The sequence below is a fragment of the Chryseosolibacter indicum genome (assembly GCF_018598585.1).
In the GTDB taxonomy this organism is placed as follows: Bacteria; Bacteroidota; Bacteroidia; order Cytophagales; family Cyclobacteriaceae; genus Chryseosolibacter; species Chryseosolibacter indicus.
The window spans coordinates 8,645-26,514 of the sequence record NZ_JAHESD010000072.1 but is presented as its reverse complement, the minus strand read 5'-3'; the positions used below and the strand labels follow the sequence as shown (position 1 = coordinate 26,514).

Sequence of the window (17,870 nt, the reverse complement as noted above, 5' to 3'; positions counted from 1 at the left end):
AACCCGGACAGAACCAGTAATCGCTGGTTTGATGCCTTCATTCATTGGCTTGACGTTAACAAGTTTCTTACTGCTAATCCTAAAAAGTAATTAAAAATGTATTTTAAGAAAGAAAGGATGAATGAGAATCTCATCCTTTCTTCTTTTTAAAGAAGGAGGAGTTTGCTCTTTAGTCCTGTTATAAGGCCTGGTGTTAGCATTTTCTTTATGTTGCTGCTTCCCTTATCTGAAACAGTAGCAAAACCATTTTCATAAAGGATGCATTCTTTGTTCTACGTGCCCAAACGACTCTCATTTATATTATTGCGACTAAAAGAAGAGGAAGGTTAGCTGAATTAAATATCATCGGCTAAGTGCAAGTATCCACTCCCTTTAAAACATCAGCGTTGTTATTACTTCAAGGGAAATAACAAGTATTTGATTACACTAATTGGAATTGATGCGTTGTCAAAAAAAATTCAGAACTTCATAGTAACAAATGAGAGCGCTGATTCATATTGGATTGATTTGTCTTTTTACAACCACGACTACCGCGCAGAATGGTACGATCATCCTCAAGGAACGCCTTACGCTTTCGAAAGATGTCCTGCACCGGATTGATTCAATGGATCCTGGCTTCAGGAAAGGGCTCGATGCCATTAATATTTATCGGATTGTTTATCTCTCGGACGGCTTAAAAGTTATTGGCTTTCTTGCTGAACCTAAGAAAAAGGGAAAGTACCCGTGCATTATCGCGAATCGTGGTGGCCGCTCGAACTTGGGATTATGGAAACCATTTTTAGTTGCTTATTACCTTGCAAGGATGGCAAGCTGGGGTTATGTTGTTGTTGCCAGCCAATATCGAGGAAGCAGTGATGGCGGAGAGGGTAAAGATGAATTTGGAGGAGAAGATGTAAATGATGTTTTGAATCTTATCCCTCTACTTAAACAAATTAATACAGCAGACACTACCCGCATAGGCATGTATGGAGAGAGTCGTGGTGGAATGATGACTTTTCAAGCATTAAAGCGTTCTTGTAAATTTAAGGCTGCGGTGGTAGTAGCAGGATTGGTTGATGCTTTTGATGTGATTCGAAAAAGACCGGAGCTTGAAGATTTAACTTTCAGAAGCTCAATTCCCAACTATGATCGTGATAGAGATGCTGCGTTAAAAGCAAGATCAGCATTGTATTGGAGTAATACGCTTTGCAGAACAACACCTTTGTTAATCATGCAAGGATCAGCAGATACGCGAGTAGATGCTTCCCAGTCTCTACAACTCGTACAGCAACTGTATGTACAGAAACATCCCGTGCGTTTTATTCTCTTCGAGGGTGGTGATCATACTATCTCGCAATTCGAGACAGACATGCTGGCCCAATGCAGAAAGCATTTTGATTACTATCTAAGAGACGGCAGGTCCCTTCCAAAGCTATAAAATTATAGTACCACGAGTCATTCAAAGGCTTGCCATCTGACTAAAGTTTTGCCTTCACAATAAGAGCTCACCTTCAAAATCAGGAGTAGCTACTTCATGAGACAGTGTTAAGATGCCAATTCGCTTTAAGTTGATGTAATGTTTCGAGCAAATATGAAGTGCGAACTCAACCGTAATGTTAAGGGATGACGATAATACTGTTTACGCAGAAATACAGCACATGCATCGCACATATATTCTATCTAACCAGTTCTGTTTTTAGTCTCATGAGAACTTGAACAGACCCAGCAAAGGCTTCGTAACTAAACAAACACTCGAGATAAGTTAAAAAGTTGGAGCTATTGACTGTTGAAGTGAGTTAAAATTATCTTATCAGACATTTTCCTACCCTTCAACATTCGGTCATTTAAAAAAGAGTTATTATCTTTGGCAAACAAAATAAAAACGTTATGGCAAAAACAGCAAAAAAAACAGCAAAGAAAGCAGCGAAGAAAACCGCTAAGAAGGCAGCTAAGAAGGCTCCAAAAAAAGTAGCTAAGAAAGCTGCTAAGAAGACTGCTAAGAAAGCTGCTAAAAAAGCAAGAAAGTAGTTAAGTTAAAGAAGCTAAAAAGCCATTCTTGAATAAAGGATGGCTTTTTTTATTTACATGGTTCAATCCAAATCGCTCTTGCACCTAGTTGCACCATGGCAGTGCCCTTCTAGAAAATAACCTATGTGTTTCAAGTAGCACAATCATGTGCCTCTTATTGTGCTGAATGCACTTACATTCATTAGGCTTGGATATGAAATTAAAATTTTAAATTTTAGTAAGATTAGCCCAAAGTAAGATGGATTGATTGCTTCTTGATTAAATAACCTATGAAAACACCCTTAATTACCCGAGAAGGTTTAGAAAAGTTAAAAGCTGAGTTGGACCATTTATGGCGTGTTGAACGACCAGAGACCACACAAAAAGTATCCTGGGCAGCAAGCCTTGGGGATCGTTCTGAGAATGCCGATTATCATTACAATAAAAAGCGCTTGCGTGAAATTGACAGGCGCCTGCTCTACTTGCGAAAATGTATTGATGATCTGAAGGTGGTGGACTATTCACCTTTTCAAGAAGGCAAAGTAATGTTTGGCGCATGGGTGGAAATTGAAAATGACAGAGGTGACCGGAAACGCTTTCGAATAGTTGGCTATGATGAGATCTTTGATACCAAAGATTATATCTCTATAGATTCGCCAATGGCACACGCGCTAATGAAAAAGGAAGTGGGTGATACTGCAGTAGTGAAAACTGGTGCCGGGGAGTTTGTCTGGCGTATTACGAAAATTGAGTATCAGAAATAGCATCGCTTTAGCGTTTCTGATCGCATTTTTGTCCGGAAAGAAGGACGATTTCTGCTGCGACTCTTAATCTTTTGATTCTTCAGTTCTCCTTACTTTAATGTTTTCATATCAATACAAGTCCACCTGTCTACCGGTCCACCAAAATAAGAGCCTCTATAATTTTAATAGAAAGGATCTGTTTTTTTGAGAAAACTTATCTTCGATCCCTACAATAGACTCCTCTTGTACTTACTTATGCCTACGGCATTTACATCTAATAATACAAGTTCTATAAGTAATTCGCCGGAACAAGCTGCCGATATTGCCACTTATTCGTTAGAAATTAAATAATAACAACACGCCAATCCGATATCTGTTGATGTACTTCATGCCTATTCGCAATTGGAAGGCTTAGATATGAGACTCATTCTTAGGAAGACGGTTTTATTTTCAGGAAACACAAAAGCTATTGATGCAAGATCTACAAGAAATTGAAAACCGTTATCGTAATCATCGTGTGTAATATTTACGCTTGTTATCAAAGACCTTTCTCAGTAAATAGTTCTTAATTGTCGGTTAATTTAATTAGATAAATCACACTACTATGATTATTTACGGAAGTAGAGCCTCGCACGTGAAGAGCGTTCAGCTCGATGTAGAAACTTGCCCGCATTGTGGAACGCATGGCTCTCTAGTGTTGTCTACTTATGCGCGTTATGCCCATGTCTTCTGGATCCCCTTGTTCCCTATTGGCCGTGTCAGCGTATCGGAATGTAGGCATTGCAGACAAGTTCTTGAATCTAAGCAAATGCCTGCGCAAATCAAGGCATACCATGAACGCAATCTCTCGGAGACGCGCCTGCCCATTTGGCAATTTTCAGGTCTTGCCCTGTTTTTTATAGCAATTGCTTTTGGTGCTTATACCAACGGTCAGGATAAGGATGAACAGGCTCAGTTTTTAAAAGCTCCGAAGTCTGGTGACGTGTATGAATGGAAGACAAAGGCTGGGGCTTATACTACCTTCCGTGTTTCAGAAGTCGGCACTGATACACTTAAGGTACATTTCAATAACTACGAAGTCAATAAAATTTCAGGAATCTACCAGATCGACAAAGAAGAAAACTATTCCGATACCACTTATCAAATTACGCGGACCGAATTACAACAGATGTACGCAGGTGGTGAAATTGTTGATATCAATCGACATTAATAAGGATCTTTAGTCAAACGAAGCCCACCACGGGTAGCCGTGATGGGCTTTTTATTTTACAAAAGCGACCCTTGTTGTTTCTACTTGCAAGCATCTTGCTTCATTTTCGGTCCCGTGCTATTTAGTTACGTCACCGGACGTTGATAACATTGTACATCCAGCCACTTACAGTTCTAACGGTGTGAATAGATGGTAGATCGATATGGCTTTGAATTTGTCCAACGCGCCTGGTTTCTCATCATAGAGGCTGGCAAAGAAAGAAATAGAAATATTTTTTATCTATTTCATCACCTAGTTGTGAGCCTAAGCGTCTGAAGCAGATACATTTTGCGTGATAGCATACTGTAGTACGTAAGGTATATTTTACGGTTTATCTCTGCCGACAAACCTGTTCTTACCAAGCAAAAATCCAATAGCTCTTTCTACATTTGTTACGATACTCTCCTCTGACTTTAAAAGTGAAATATAACGAACAATCTCTTTCTGCTTAGATGGCGATAGTGCATCAAATACCTTCTTCGCATCCTTATTCGCCTTCAAAGCTTTGACAAGTTTAGGATGCGGGGCAATGGATCGATCCTTTTTATCAAATTTAATTGTTATCTCAATGGATTCTCCAATTCTCTTTGGCGAATCCGCCAACATAGTCGTGTTGATATAAAGTCGCCAGTGCCCCCCATATTTCATTAAGGTTTGCATATATTTCACTCCATTAACTGTTCCGCAAACTGGAATGGGCCCTTTACTCCTACCTGCGTCTTCGAAAATTTGTTGCAGGATTTCGTCAGGAACAAACACAAAAGGATTGATGCCTATTATGTCTAAGGATGCCTTAAATCGATACATGGTTAACAGGACATTTTCATTTTCGGTGATATACGTAACTTAAATTGAAATAATCAGTATAATTTGTATGACAACAAAAATAGCGATTACTTAATATATTAAGGATAATTCGCAGCTGAAGATACCATTTTCGGGCTTGAAAATTATTTGCGCATGGCATGGCAACAACTATATCAACCGCACCCAGCACTAAGACCATACGTGAGATATTACTGGTCGTTTGATCTGCAAACCGGAGGAGAGTCATTGCTAAATCTTCAGGTAATGGCGGACCGGTTTCCTCGTGTTGTTATTCAATGTATGTACGGGAAAAACGCTCTCTATAGTGCGCATTACAATTGCATTTATGCGGCCAGCCTGAAAGGTATTACATCAAAACCTGCGCTTTTTCAGATGGAGCCTACCTATTCGCATGTTGCAGTTTCTTTTTTTCCTCATGGCATAAAAGCATTATTTGGAATTGACGGTTATGAGACGATAGATGCGGTGTTAGACTTACAACACTTTTTCCCTTCTGAGGTCATTGAGAAAATTATAGGTGCGAGACAGACACAGGCACGCATATCACTTTTAGATAATCATCTGCTGAAGAGACACAATGTAATGAAGACTATTGATAGTCGGGTGATAAACTTCTTGCACCTTTGCCCCAACATCAACTATGGTCGTCAGCTCAAAGACTATGGAATAAGCGAGCGCCAATTTGAACGAAAGTTTTTACAGTCTGTCGGGTTTACTCCATCTTATTATAGAAGGGTTGTACGCTTTGAAAGGGCTCTCTACAGACTTCAGCATGATGACTACCAATCGCTTCCAAATCTTGCCTATGAATTGGGCTACGCCGATCAGTCGCACTTTAATAGAGACTTCAAACAATTTTCCGGCTTAACACCGCTTTCGTTAATCACAAAGAATGAACTCTTAAAAGAAAGCGGATCCCTCCTGGAAGAATAAGGATGTCGGATTTATTCTATACTTCTCTTACGTATTTATGGTTTTTTGGTGAATTCAAGTAACCCTAAAGGGTGTATTTAATTTACTGACTCCATAAAAACTAAAAGACTATGAAATGCTACTCACTTATGCTGCTGTCGCTCATTGCCAGTATACAATTCTCTTATTCACAATCCATAAATTCAAATGCTATGAAAAATGTTACGGAATTCAAGGTCACTATTCCTCAGTCCGATGTCGATGATTTAAAAGCACGTTTAAAAAACGTTCGCTGGCCAGGTGAAGCGCAAGGGTCTGAATGGGCTTTTGGTACCAGCGAAGCATACTTGAAGAAACTGGTCAATTACTGGGCCACAACGTATGATTGGCGAAAGCAAGAAGTTGCTCTTAATAAATACCCGCAGTACATTGCTGAAGTAGACGGCATCAAAATTCACTTTCAATACATTAAAGGGAATAGCAAGAACAGCAAGCCACTTATACTTACACACGGCTGGCCTGACAGTTATTATCGCTTTCATAAAATTATTCCGCTACTCACAACGGGTGAGCAAAGTTTTGACCTCGTCATTCCTTCTATCCCAGGCTTTGGATTTTCTGAAAGAAAGTCGGTAACAAGCGAAGTTGTCGCTGACATTTGGAAGAAATTGATGACAGAGAATCTGGGATATTCAAAATTCTATGCTGCAGGGGGTGATGTCGGGATGGGCGTAACGAAAGCTTTGGCATCAAAGTATCCAGATGTAGTAGCAGGAGTTCACTTCACTGACTTGGGTTATCCTATGGGACAGGAAGATCCGAGTACCATGAGTGAAGATGAAAAACGATTCGCTCAATTTGTACAGCAATGGTGGTATAGCGAAGGTGCCTATGCCATGGTGCAAGCCACAAAGCCACAGTCACTGGCTTATGCCTTAAATGATTCGCCCGTGGGTTTGGCGGCATGGATTATAAGTTTTGGTGCTGCAGGTGCAAGTCCTGACATTCTCGAAAATGCGTTTGGAGGGAAAGACGAGATGTTGACAAACATCATGATTTACTGGTTTACACAAACCATAGCTACTTCTATGCGGATGTATAAAGAGGATGCTGTAGCACAGTGGGGTGGTTCGCAACCTTTGAAGAAGACGAATGTACCTGCAGGTGTTTCTGTATTTCCGAGAGAGGCGCAATTTCCAAAAGAATGGGCTGAGCGCTTTGTGAATGTTGTCAGCTACACTAAAATGAAAGAGGGGGGTCATTTCGCTGCCCTGGAGGTGCCAGCAGTGTTCGCAGATGAGTTAAGGAATTTCTTTTTCAGTTTAAAATAATAGTTTTCTAGGTAAAATGTAGTCTAAACAGATTACATTTTACCTCAATCTTATTATTAAAATTCACAGGCTTTGAAATAGATATTAAGTGACCACAATAAGGAATTTCTTAAACCATATGACTCGAAAACAAAACTTTTTCAGCTTACAGCTTCTAAATAAGTACGTCCATAAATGTTATTTTTTTCCTATATAAAAAGCAACGTTTAGGATGAGTACTCCCATCTACCGAATTAAATTCTTCCAGAAAATTGAGAACGAATCCTGTGTATATTTACTTTATGATTGTAAATGAAGACGCACTTAAACATTGGATGATTAACTTCTACGGCTATGGATCTTGGAAGGCTCCAATTTGGTTTGTCGGACTTGAAGAGCAAGGAGGTGATCTTCCCGAGGACGTTGCAGAGCGTATTAATTACTTTCAGGGCACATCCTCTATAAAAGAACTTGCAGACATTCGTGAGCTATACAGTCGTATCAAGTTTCGGGCAGAAGGGCCTCGCGGTGCGCGCTACAATAATAATTATGATTATCGCTTTGGCGAGCGTGGAGTCCTTCACGGCGCATGGAAAAATCTAATCGCTTTTGCGCATGCTTTCAATAGCGAATTGCAACCAGACTTATTTGAATACCAGCAACGTACTTTCCTTTCACCATCGTTACAACGAGAAGCGCTACTGAATTTATATCCGCTTCCAACTCCGCATAACCATGCTTGGTATTATGCATGGCTGAATATGCCAGGACTTCCGTTTCTTAAAACTCGTGATGCTTATCGGCAACACTTCTATGAAAGTCGTATAACAAGGCTCTTGCGAAATCTTACAACCTATACACCAAGCGTTGTTTTAATGTATGGTATGGATAACGTAAATGCACTAAAGCAGTCTGTGCTTCAATTCTTTCCAAATGTCAAATTTACGATGGAGAAAGGTATTGCCCGGGTAATTCCTGCTCATCATCGTACGAAGGTTGAAGGAACAACCCTGATCATCACAACGCACGTACCTGCGTTGCGCCATAACCGCATCGAGACGGGCTTTGACTGGGAGCAATTTGGTAAGCGAATTAGAGGGACGGTGTAATTAAAATTTCCACTCGTTACGAAGACAAGAGACACAAACCTTTCAAGCTTGCAGTTCTAGATAAACACATGAAACTTCTCTTCAGCGGGTCTTTTTCTTCCTTACTTTATTGCTAGATCAAAAAAGTAGCAAAAAAATACAAGACACAAATACCTGAACCTCCCAAAGACGGGGCACAGTCCGTCCCGATCGCATCGGCATGTCGGCCAACCGCTGCGTTTCTCTGTCAGCGACGATCTCATTTATATGTTTTCTGTCACTTAACTTATAACTATAGGAAGGATCGAATAATTGTGTAAATTGTATTGGCACTTTTAATATTTCAACATGACGAAAGTTGTAACCAAACTATCGCTCTTACTTTTCCTGTTTCTTTCTTCACCGCTTTATGCACAAAAATCCAGCATGAAAAATAATATCACCCTAAATCTTAATCATCCTAACAAAACACGAACTGAGTACTTCTTGAATAAGGTGGATGAAAAGCTTGAACCTGTTTTGTTCAACTGGCGTATCTTAAAAAAAGCTGATAGTATAATTGAAGGTTATAAATTTACAACCAATGAGCAATCGTTACACATCACTGTGATATTTGCATCTTCTTATGATGATGCAAATCAAATAGCTGAAGCGAATGCCTTTCCTGTGCTACCTCATGCAGCATGGAGTTTAAATGGAGATGTATTATATCTTGTAGAATCAAAAGATGAAGATAAAGTAAAAGACATTTTAAGTCTTTTTGCAGGGGAGGAGTAACTTAAAAGGGATTAGGCATTTTCAATTATCTGCTTAAAAAAAAGAGTAAGGGACAATACGCCTCAAGAATAGTATGAATTGCTATTTGATTTTTACATCAAACTGTTTTTCAAGCTGGTAAAAGAGTTTTCTGAATGAGTCTTGGTAGAAATACGATCTTACGATGGACATACTCTTACTAAGAAGGTACTGCTTATCACACGTCAAATCTAAAATTCCTAATTCTGTAGTAGGTGAGTGATCCATAGTTCTATAAGCGCCATGAAGGCTGGCCTGAAGTCCGCCCTTTGTCATTGCATCAAAAGTATTAAGCCATAACATATACTTTGCTCCATACGTCCTATAACGTGCCGTGTCAAACATTGAAACAATTTTATATTTAAAAGGATACTTTGCTGCCAGCTTCCTTAAGACAGCGTTATGTCTAGTTAGGTTTTGATTGTGATACTGCCATCTTTCGAAATATTTTTTATCCATACCTGCGGGCCTAAGCGTAGGATGGTCAACGGAGTCAAACTTGAGGAAAAGGATGGTTTCAGTTCTTAGATCCTGCGGCAGATCTCGTGGTGAATCACCCCAGATTTGAGCGTTTGTTCTTAAATTGATCAGGATAAACAGAAAAATTAAATACCTCTTCATTTTAAAATATTGAAATACCGATTTGGTAAATGTATACTAAAGTGAATTCTTTGTTTTAATGCCTTTACTTATTTGACCAATTCTTTCAAGTTTTTGTGTTGCAGATAGTAAAATACAAACAACAGGATGAGGGTCAGGTTAAATTATTTTCGAAACCACAGTGTAACAAAGATATAAAAAGGAATTACACTAATAACAGCATAAAGTCTTTTTGCGTCTTTCATAAGAACGACCTACGTTAAAATAACATGAAATTCAATTAACAATTTGAAGCTTGTGACTATTAATATTGGCCAACGAGCTACGTCTCACTATTTGATGATGATCAGATCAGTAAATGATAAGCAATAAAGTTAGGACGGCTTAGGCGCTCTCCTAGCAGTTTCGATTCAGCCCTACAATAGACTGCAATAGAGACTATAAAAAAGTGAGAGGAATTACGAGGAAGCCCCTAGCCTTGCAGGAGGTACTATAAAATATTGTTGTCTGATAAATTTATTAAATGATTAATGCAGTTAATAGACATCCGCTCTTCAGGCTTTGCAAATTCTTCATAATACATCAAAAAAAAATTCAAGACACAAGAATGCTTCTGCCGCACGGGTCGGGGCACGGCCCGCTCCGATGCTATCGGGATGTCGGGCAACGCGCTTTGTTTCTCATTTTTCAATCCAATCTGGAGCATGACATTTCATAAGTGAAAGGCTAAACCATTGACAAGATGTAACCCAATGCAGCTCCTCCGATAACAATCAAAGCTGTGTTGATGCGCCGGAAGTAGATCGTTACACCCAGACTTAAAATAGCGATTACTATCATCCGCCAGTTAACCAGAGTCTCCCTACCCATCTCAACAACGACTGCAAGAATTATTGCCAATGAAACTATGTTAACAGCATCGAGAAAGGCAGACATAACCGGAGACTTCCTTAGTTTTGGAATGATTGGATTGGAGAATGCGACAAAAATAAATGCAGGCAAAAAGATTCCGATAGTTGCAGCGATGGCTCCATAGATGCCACCTATCTGCCATCCTATAAACGTTGCAGACGAAAAGACCGGCCCAGGGGTAAACTGACCTACTGCAATTGCATCGATTAACTCCTGTTTGGAAAGCAATCCTCTGCTTACCAGCTCAGCATCAAGGAAAGCAAACAGAACGTAACCACTACCGTAAAGTATTGAACCAATCTTAAGAAAGGTCAGAAAAATTTTCCAGCTTGAGATGTCCTGAGCAGCAGCGCTGACAAGTACTCCAGGAATAATTGACCTCAGTGTTTCACGATCACGCAAATAATAAATCAAAATTCCTATTACGCCACCCCCGAAAAGTACATAGATTTCATTCACTCCGATCAACGTTAGGATGGCGGCAAGCACACCGAGTATTCCAAGAGTTACCGATTTCAATGCCTTCCTTCCGAGGGATATCATTGTTGAAATAATAACTGCAATGATGGCGGGCTTGATGCCATAGATGAAGCGCTGTACATCAGGAAGGGTTCCAAACTCCTGGTAGGTCCATGCGATTACCCCGGTTATTACAACAGCCGGAAGGATAAAACATATTCCTCCTACTACTAAACCTTTCCACCCAGCCCGCTCATGTCCGCAATGCATAGTCATTTCCGTTGAGTTTGGTCCGGGAATAAGGTTTGTAGCACCCACTAAATCCAAGAAATGTTCGCTGCTAATCCATTTCCTTTTTTTCACAACCTCATCTTCCATCATGGCAATGTGTGCTGCAGGGCCACCAAAGGCTGTGCAACCCAAGCGAAAGAAAACCTTCGCTACTTCTGACAAGCTCGTTCGTTCATCGGTGCGTTGCTGCATATGTTTACCACAATAATACCTTAAAAGCTCTATCTTTTATTGATACATTTCAAAAAGATGAAACTATCGGATAGTGCCACTCTTGGATTATTTTTCGCACAATGCAATGTTTACGCCATGAGTATTGAGTGATGTTATTACATTTGGAAAAAATATTTGAATGGAAAAGCCGTTGACGACCTTACTGGAAAAGTTAAAAAACAATTCAATACCTTTTAAGGAGGTTATTGAATTCATCGACACGTATTATAACCATCAGCCAACGGCTTTCAAAAATGGCGCGGCGTATAACGAGGCCAGTCAGAACCAGGGAAGTGCCAAGGTTTTTACTTTCGCTCAATTACATTCGTTAGATAAAGAAGATACGCTTTTACTTTTTGCTGAACATTATCAATCCGTATTAAAAAGTCCCGAAGGTGTAGATCACCAGAATATCCGACAATTTATGACCCATGGATGGGCAGGAATTGTGTTTGAAGGGAGCGCACTATCTCCAAGGTAAGACAAGAAACGAGTGAATATGTACTTACTCTAAGTTCTTCAAGTTTGCAGGTTCTAATTAAGCATATTAAACTTCTTCGGCGGGTCTTTCTTTTCATTACTTTTTTCCTTGATGAAAAAAGTAACTGAAAAATCAAGACATAAAAAATGCTTCAACCGCGCAAGACCGGGCACGGCCCGTCCCGATAGCTATCGGGATGTCGGGCCAACGCGCTTGGTTCTCATTGTAGATTTAGGTAATGAAAAGAATAAAGGATTTTTTATCTGTTAGCATTTCGCTCGTCTTTAAGGATTTTAAACTTGCAGATTCTAAATAATCTCACAAACTCATTCAGCAGGTCTTTCTTTCCTTGATGAAAAGAATAACAAAAAAATCAAGACACAAAAATGCTTCCACCACACAAATCCGGGCATAAATACTCAAGCGAACATAGTGGCTAAAAACTCATGGCGTGTGTGACTGGCTAATTGAAGTCCATTAACGCTTATGGGCGTACTTCTCAAAAATCGCTCACACTACTGGCTTTCCCCGTCCCCTTCTCCCTACCAAGTGGCGCCGGAACAGGCACCATGGTGATTCGGTGGTGATTCGGTATTTATAGGGATAACCTAGGGAAAAAGCGCCTTTTTTCGCTAAAACCATCGAATTTACCCTCAAAAACCGCTATTTCACCATGGTTCTCCCTCTAAATCCGCGTGGGAGGCACTCCGTAGAAAAATTTTGCATGTCTTCGCAGTTTTGACAGAATCTGTCAATTGCCACTATTAGCTTTGGTTAAAACACAAGGGTCTGCAACCAAAGAGCACTGCACTCTTCTATGAACAGAAAGTATGAGATACATGATCAGTAAAGTTTAATCGCGTGGGACAAATATTCAGATGAAATAGCAGTAGTATATCCGTGATTGTACTCCAAAGCACTTTTGATAAAATAAAAATTAAGATAATATGAAATTGATTGCGTCGCTGATGATTTTGGTATCGAGTACAGTTAGTTACTGTCAAACCTACAAGCAGTCACTAAGCATTCACATTCCCTTTGCTCCTCAGCGTTTTAAAATGGACAATAAGCATTATGTCTGCTACGAACTTCATATCACGAACTTCTCACTCCAAAAAGTTAAACTGCAAGAAATCGTAGTAAGTGTGCGAGACAGTAAGACGACATTCTTTAAAGGTGATGCTGATGAATTGTCAAAGAGGTTTCAGAAAGTGGGTACGCATGTTAAAGACTCCGTGCTTGTCATGAAACCGGGTGGTTCGGGAGTTTTGTACTTGGAGATTGAGGTTCCTGAAATTAAAGATGCATTCGTTCTACAACATCAGATCTCATTGTCTTTGTATGCTGAAAGCGGTGATGAAAAAGAAGTTATTAATGGTATTGAACTTGAAGTACCTAAAGAAAAAGCAATTTCTATTGGTCCGCCATTGAAGGGTGGTTTATGGACGGCGATACACCATCCATCCTGGGAGCGAGGTCATCGCAGGGTAATTTATACTTTGGGTGGTAAGGCGCGAATACCAGGACGATATGCGATTGATTTTGTTAAGGTAAATGATGAAGGACTTACCACATCTGGCGAAGCTGACCATGTTGACAGCTGGCTTGGTTATGGGGCTGAAGTATTAGCTGTTGCAGATGGAGTAGTTTCATCGGTTAACAAGAGCTTTCCTGAAGTTGATAAGTTATCGGAACATCCTGCGTATGGTGCTACCAAGGCAACAGGAAATTATGTTTCTATAAAAATCGGAAAAGGTGTTTATGCATTTTATGAACATCTTAAACCAAATAGCATAAGTGTTAAAGCAGGACAGAAGGTAAAGAAAGGCGACATGATTGCTTTGTTAGGATTTACCGGACAAACGACCAATCCACACTTGCACTTTCACATGGCCAGCAATGATTCGCCACTGGGTGCTGAGGGTATTCCCTATGTTTTTGATTCATTTAATCACGTGGGTGTATACGACGAGCTTGATAATTTAGGAAAAAAGAAGTGGATTAGTAATAGCAATAGTAACTCATTGCGAAGGGAGGAACGTCCTGTTCCTAATAGTGTGGTAGAGTTTAAGTGAGCGCGATAGGTACACGTAAAGTCATTTAAATACTGAAAGTAACAAAATTAGGAAGGCGGAGGCACTCACATCGTCTTCGTCATTCCGCGCCTGCGACAGCGACTATGAAAAATTAAAAGAAGCCGCGAGGGAATTCCCTGGCCTTGCAATAGGTACTATGAAAATGCTATTATCTAAAGTTTTGTTTCAGGCCTTCCCTAAACTTGTGATGATCTCATATTTCTTATGTCACTTTTTTCCTTGATGAAAAAAGTAACCAAAAAAATCAAGACATAAAAATGCTTCAACCGCACAAGGCCAGGGCACTGCCTGCTTTTATGTCGGGCCAACGCGCTTGGTATCTCATTATAGGTTTGGCAAAGGAGAGCAACATCAGGAAGGCGCAGGCACTCACGTCGTCTCCTTCATTCCCCGCCTGCAACAGAGACTATGAAAAGTTGAAAGAAGCCGCGAGGAACTCCCCTGACCTTGCAATAGGTACTATGAAAATGCTATTATTTAAGGTTTTGTTTTAAGCCTCTCCTAACTAGCGATGATATCATATTTCTTATGTCACTTTTTTCCTTGATGAAAAAAGTAACAAAAAAAATCAAGACATAAAAAATGCTTCAACCGCACAAGGCTTGGCACTGCCCGCTTTTATGTCGGTTATTTTACCAAATTTTTAAAAGCTGATCCGAAGATTAAATAATTTGTATTTCCAGCAATCGTACCTTCGTTTTGTCCCCATAGAAATGGCCAGTCGTCATAGTTTTCAAAATGGTCTGGCTTCCTGAATAAAATACCGGGAGCAACATTGCCCGGAATAAAAGATAAATCGGCTCGGTTGTTACCATAAAAGACATTCTTTGGGCGTGTAGCTCCCACCGTTGCCACAAGGGAGTAATTGTGATACGGATGACAACCAAATAGCCAGTTGGTAACTTTGAACGCCTGACTGCCATCCACGACATCAGGAAAATATTTGTGAGCAAAACAAATGGTGGTACCAAAATTCATAACAGCCCCACTCCCAGCCCAGTTACCTAGCGTGATGGGTACTCCGTACGGATTATTTTTTTCAAGCCCTTTGATGTAGTCATTATACTTCACAACATATGGACGGAGCTTTTCTTTAAAAGATGCATCCATGTGTGGTATGGCATTCAATGCCGTAAGCAGATTGAAGTTAACACTGCGATCAAGTGCAGGCCATAAGAGTTCCTGGAACTTGTCCTTGTATTGTTGTTCCCCTGTGGCAATATACAGCTGAAGGTTGGTGCCTACGTTTGCTGACCTTGCCCAGGCCGAGGTGTCTTGTGGCTTATTGGCAAGTAGTTCTGTTGCCTCTTTGAGAAGTCTTTTTGACTGCAGCAATGCTCTTGACGAGAGATCGTCATTATAGCCTTTCAATGCCCGGCTTGCAGCTGCAAACATAGTTGCTGCGTTGAGGTCCAGGCTTGGATTGCGGGTTGTAAAAGCCCACAGATCATCCTTAACGCCACTGGATCTGCCATCTTTGGCTACTTCGTAGGGACCAAGGTTCGGATCGTAAGGAAGTCCATCTGTTAATGAGGCGGCGTCACCAAGGTGATGGTAATTATCAAGAACAGCGTTGGAGAGTGTTTGAGTCATATGACCGACAATCTCTGCCTGTGCTACCAGGTTCAATGTTCCATGTTCAATGAATTGCAATACATCCGGCGTTCCATCAGGTCGGTGAAGATCAACGTAACGTTGCTGTTGGCTGACAAAAGTCTGATCGCGTAAGGGTTTGAAATATTCCCATGTGTGCACGAAATTTTGTACCACGCTGATATTCGATCCGGTCTCGATATCAAAATCGCCGGCGTCGAAAAAACCACCTACGTTTAATCCGTGAATCAGTTCGAGTGCTTTGTATTTGGTATCGGTTGTTGGTCCTTGTGAATGAAGATCGAAATGATCTGTGTTTGGTGGAGCCTGACGATAACCTTCTTTGAACGGCTCGCCATGCCATACCCTGTAGGCCTCGTTCACATACATGTGATTCATATGGATGGGTATCCAAACATCACTGGTAGCATCGGTGATCTTTTCATAAACATTATTTTCTATCAGGAAATTATTTGTTTTAAAATTGCCGTACTGTATATAGTATATACCCGGATCTTTTACAGTAGTGAAATCGAATTTCACATAGTGATATTTAAAATAGTTGCCCCACGGTATAATTTTTCCACTGAATACTTCGGCAACATTGCCATCATTGCCTACCTTATATAGCGATGCTTTCGCGAGTGGTTTGTCTTTCTTGTCCAGTTCAATGACAGCAACTTTTGGTTGTGAAGGAAGGTAGCCCACCTGAGAGAAACCGATATTTGGCTCTCTTATCCAACCCTTGATAGCATTTGGTTCCAGGGTCCATGTCAGCACCTTACCTGTTTTTCCTGCCGGAAGTATACTGCGAATTACAAACCAGCCATTTTGCGCCAGCACACGTCCATCGAAAAGCATAAGATCGGCATCCTGCGAGGTGATCTTCACCAACCGAGAAGGTTCATCGGGTGCAAGAAGAAGGGTACGTCCGGTTTCAAGCGGGAGCGGATCAATAAATTTCCCTGTTCCTCTATCGTCGGAAGTTATATACCCTTTGAATTGCTTTGGCTTTTCACTGTTGGGCCTTGTGATGGTGTTACCTACAACATAACGTGGAAATCGATTATAACGCCCATCCATCAAATAGGCCTTATTCCAATATTGAGAGGGTAAAAGTTCAAGATTAAATCCGGCACTCCCTTCAAGCACCTTTGGAACAGGCTTATCAAGGTAAACCGATATTTCCACCCCTTTACCCTTGGCGGTGACAACAACACGGGAATCAAAGTCGTAATCTTTATACCTTAGCATAGCCTCTATAGATTTTGATGCCCGGTCAACCTTTCGGGATGATATTTCAGGGACCAGATCCCACTGCTCGGGAGTATTGGAAAGCCTCACTGCACCGCCTTGGGCTGTTCTTACTCCATGGTGTATTAGTTCTATCCCAGCGTTCTTCTCATCGTTAAAACCTCCGGTAAAAAGATTATTGTACACTAAGACATTAACACCTTGTGTTTCTAAATATTCAAGATCATTGAGTTTCAAATCCTGAGACCAGGTATAATTGGAGGCCGTTAGTAGTACTATAATTGACAAAAGTGATGGTCTTCTCATGTTGATACTGTTGATTTCCTTTTAACCGAGTTGCTGATAAAGTAAAGCTAAAAAAAAACAGTTCTTAATGCTATGCCAAAAATTATTAACGGCAGCTTAAGCTGACAATATTTGTCCACGGCGCACTCGGTTCTCATTATAGGCTTCGGCAAGTAAGAGCAACATTAGGAAGGCGCAGACACTCACATCGTCTTCGTCATTCCCCGCGTGCAATAGAGACTATAAAAAGTTAAAAGAGATTACGAAGAATCCCCTTGTCTGGCAATAGTAACTCTGAAATGCTGTTGTCTTAAACTTTTACTAAATGATTAATGAAGTTAATAGACATCCGCTTTTCTGGCTTGCAGATTCTAAATAAACACATCAAACTCATTCGGCAGGTCTTTGTCTTCCTTACTTTTTTCCTTGATGAAAAAAGTAACCAAAAAATCAAGACATAAAAATGCTTCAACCGCACAAGGCCGGGCCACTGCCCGCTTTTATGTCGGGCCAACCCGCTTGGTTCTCATTATAGATTTGGCAAAGGAGAGCAACATTAGGAAGGCGCAGGCACTCTCATCAGCATCGTCATTCCCCGCCTGCAATAGAGACTATAAAAAGTTAAAAGAAGCTGCGAGGGAATCCCCTGGCCTTGCAATAGTAACTATGAAATGCTGTTGTCTGAAACTTTAACTAAATGATCAATGAAGTTAATATACATTCGCTCTTCTGGCTTGCAGATTCTAAATAAACTTACCAAACTCATTCGGCAGGT

Annotated in this window: 15 protein-coding genes; 11 read left to right on the top strand and 4 right to left on the bottom strand. The window is 40.5% G+C overall.

Annotation, left to right across the window (positions count from 1 at the left end):
- The first annotated feature begins 478 nt into the window (after positions 1 to 478).
- The 4 genes from KK060_RS21475 (at position 479) to KK060_RS21460 (ending at position 3,939) form a co-directional block, all read left to right on the top strand.
- Positions 479 to 1,417, top strand: coding sequence for an alpha/beta hydrolase family protein (locus tag KK060_RS21475; protein WP_254156261.1), 939 nt, complete (start codon positions 479 to 481; stop codon positions 1,415 to 1,417).
- A 449-nt stretch (positions 1,418 to 1,866) separates the two neighbouring features.
- Positions 1,867 to 2,007 (top strand): hypothetical protein, encoded by a 141-nt coding sequence (locus KK060_RS21470; protein ID WP_254156252.1) that lies wholly within the window; start codon positions 1,867 to 1,869, stop codon positions 2,005 to 2,007.
- 269 nt (positions 2,008 to 2,276) lie between these two features.
- On the top strand, positions 2,277 to 2,750 hold the full coding sequence (gene greB / locus KK060_RS21465) for a transcription elongation factor GreB (protein ID WP_254156250.1): 474 nt from the start codon (positions 2,277 to 2,279) through the stop codon (positions 2,748 to 2,750).
- Between the two features lie 787 nt (positions 2,751 to 3,537).
- Complete coding sequence (locus tag KK060_RS21460) at positions 3,538 to 3,939, top strand: hypothetical protein (protein ID WP_254156248.1); 402 nt, start codon at positions 3,538 to 3,540, stop codon at positions 3,937 to 3,939.
- Between the two features lie 363 nt (positions 3,940 to 4,302).
- Here KK060_RS21460 and KK060_RS21455 read toward each other — a convergent pair whose 3' ends face one another.
- Entirely contained in the window at positions 4,303 to 4,785 is a 483-nt protein-coding gene (locus KK060_RS21455; RefSeq protein ID WP_254156246.1) for a YdeI/OmpD-associated family protein, read from the bottom strand.
- A 153-nt stretch (positions 4,786 to 4,938) separates the two neighbouring features.
- Between KK060_RS21455 and KK060_RS21450 the strand changes: the two genes are divergently transcribed.
- From KK060_RS21450 to KK060_RS21435, 4 genes are all read left to right on the top strand, one after another.
- On the top strand, positions 4,939 to 5,739 hold the full coding sequence (locus KK060_RS21450) for a helix-turn-helix domain-containing protein (protein ID WP_254156244.1): 801 nt from the start codon (positions 4,939 to 4,941) through the stop codon (positions 5,737 to 5,739).
- Between the two features lie 191 nt (positions 5,740 to 5,930).
- Positions 5,931 to 7,049 (top strand): epoxide hydrolase family protein, encoded by a 1,119-nt coding sequence (locus tag KK060_RS21445; RefSeq protein WP_254156242.1) that lies wholly within the window; start codon positions 5,931 to 5,933, stop codon positions 7,047 to 7,049.
- A gap of 251 nt (positions 7,050 to 7,300) precedes the next feature.
- Positions 7,301 to 8,137 (top strand): hypothetical protein, encoded by an 837-nt coding sequence (locus KK060_RS21440; RefSeq protein WP_254156240.1) that lies wholly within the window; start codon positions 7,301 to 7,303, stop codon positions 8,135 to 8,137.
- 327 nt (positions 8,138 to 8,464) lie between these two features.
- Complete coding sequence (locus KK060_RS21435; RefSeq protein ID WP_254156238.1) at positions 8,465 to 8,893, top strand: hypothetical protein; 429 nt, start codon at positions 8,465 to 8,467, stop codon at positions 8,891 to 8,893.
- A gap of 81 nt (positions 8,894 to 8,974) precedes the next feature.
- Here the strand turns inward: KK060_RS21435 and KK060_RS21430 are convergent, their stop codons facing one another.
- Both KK060_RS21430 and chrA read right to left on the bottom strand, forming a co-directional pair.
- On the bottom strand, positions 8,975 to 9,532 hold the full coding sequence (locus tag KK060_RS21430; protein ID WP_254156235.1) for a hypothetical protein: 558 nt from the start codon (positions 9,530 to 9,532) through the stop codon (positions 8,975 to 8,977).
- A gap of 705 nt (positions 9,533 to 10,237) precedes the next feature.
- Complete coding sequence (gene chrA, locus KK060_RS21425) at positions 10,238 to 11,365, bottom strand: chromate efflux transporter (protein WP_254156229.1); 1,128 nt, start codon at positions 11,363 to 11,365, stop codon at positions 10,238 to 10,240.
- 160 nt (positions 11,366 to 11,525) lie between these two features.
- On the opposite strand from chrA, the gene KK060_RS21420 reads away from it, so the two are divergent.
- The 3 genes from KK060_RS21420 to KK060_RS21410 all read left to right on the top strand — a co-directional run bounded on the left by KK060_RS21420 (position 11,526) and on the right by KK060_RS21410 (position 14,457).
- Positions 11,526 to 11,867: a HopJ type III effector protein gene (locus KK060_RS21420; protein ID WP_254156220.1), complete on the top strand. Its 342-nt coding sequence runs from the start codon at positions 11,526 to 11,528 to the stop codon at positions 11,865 to 11,867.
- Between the two features lie 947 nt (positions 11,868 to 12,814).
- The gene (locus KK060_RS21415; RefSeq protein WP_254156218.1) at positions 12,815 to 13,942 is read left to right on the top strand and encodes a M23 family metallopeptidase; all 1,128 of its coding nucleotides are present in this window, start codon (positions 12,815 to 12,817) and stop codon (positions 13,940 to 13,942) included.
- Positions 13,943 to 14,220: 278 nt separating this feature from the next.
- Positions 14,221 to 14,457 carry a hypothetical protein gene (locus KK060_RS21410; protein WP_254156217.1) on the top strand — a complete coding sequence of 79 codons (237 nt, stop codon included), beginning with the start codon at positions 14,221 to 14,223 and terminating at the stop codon, positions 14,455 to 14,457.
- A gap of 133 nt (positions 14,458 to 14,590) precedes the next feature.
- Here KK060_RS21410 and KK060_RS21405 read toward each other — a convergent pair whose 3' ends face one another.
- Positions 14,591 to 17,116: a cellulase N-terminal Ig-like domain-containing protein gene (locus KK060_RS21405; protein ID WP_254156215.1), complete on the bottom strand. Its 2,526-nt coding sequence runs from the start codon at positions 17,114 to 17,116 to the stop codon at positions 14,591 to 14,593.
- Between the last annotated feature and the right edge of the window lie 754 nt (positions 17,117 to 17,870).

Bases quoted from the DNA above. Each gene is read 5' to 3' on its own strand.
- KK060_RS21475 (WP_254156261.1), top strand. From the start codon at position 479: ATGAGAGCGCTGATTCATATTGGATTGATTTGTCTTTTTACAACCACG.
- KK060_RS21470 (WP_254156252.1), top strand. From the start codon at position 1,867: ATGGCAAAAACAGCAAAAAAAACAGCAAAGAAAGCAGCGAAGAAAACC.
- greB (WP_254156250.1), top strand. From the start codon at position 2,277: ATGAAAACACCCTTAATTACCCGAGAAGGTTTAGAAAAGTTAAAAGCT.
- KK060_RS21460 (WP_254156248.1), top strand. From the start codon at position 3,538: ATGCCTGCGCAAATCAAGGCATACCATGAACGCAATCTCTCGGAGACG.
- KK060_RS21455 (WP_254156246.1), bottom strand. From the start codon at position 4,785: ATGTATCGATTTAAGGCATCCTTAGACATAATAGGCATCAATCCTTTT.
- KK060_RS21450 (WP_254156244.1), top strand. From the start codon at position 4,939: ATGGCATGGCAACAACTATATCAACCGCACCCAGCACTAAGACCATAC.
- KK060_RS21445 (WP_254156242.1), top strand. From the start codon at position 5,931: ATGAAAAATGTTACGGAATTCAAGGTCACTATTCCTCAGTCCGATGTC.
- KK060_RS21435 (WP_254156238.1), top strand. From the start codon at position 8,465: ATGACGAAAGTTGTAACCAAACTATCGCTCTTACTTTTCCTGTTTCTT.
- KK060_RS21430 (WP_254156235.1), bottom strand. From the start codon at position 9,532: ATGAAGAGGTATTTAATTTTTCTGTTTATCCTGATCAATTTAAGAACA.
- chrA (WP_254156229.1), bottom strand. From the start codon at position 11,365: ATGCAGCAACGCACCGATGAACGAACGAGCTTGTCAGAAGTAGCGAAG.
- KK060_RS21420 (WP_254156220.1), top strand. From the start codon at position 11,526: ATGGAAAAGCCGTTGACGACCTTACTGGAAAAGTTAAAAAACAATTCA.
- KK060_RS21415 (WP_254156218.1), top strand. From the start codon at position 12,815: ATGAAATTGATTGCGTCGCTGATGATTTTGGTATCGAGTACAGTTAGT.
- KK060_RS21410 (WP_254156217.1), top strand. From the start codon at position 14,221: ATGCTTCAACCGCACAAGGCCAGGGCACTGCCTGCTTTTATGTCGGGC.
- KK060_RS21405 (WP_254156215.1), bottom strand. From the start codon at position 17,116: ATGAGAAGACCATCACTTTTGTCAATTATAGTACTACTAACGGCCTCC.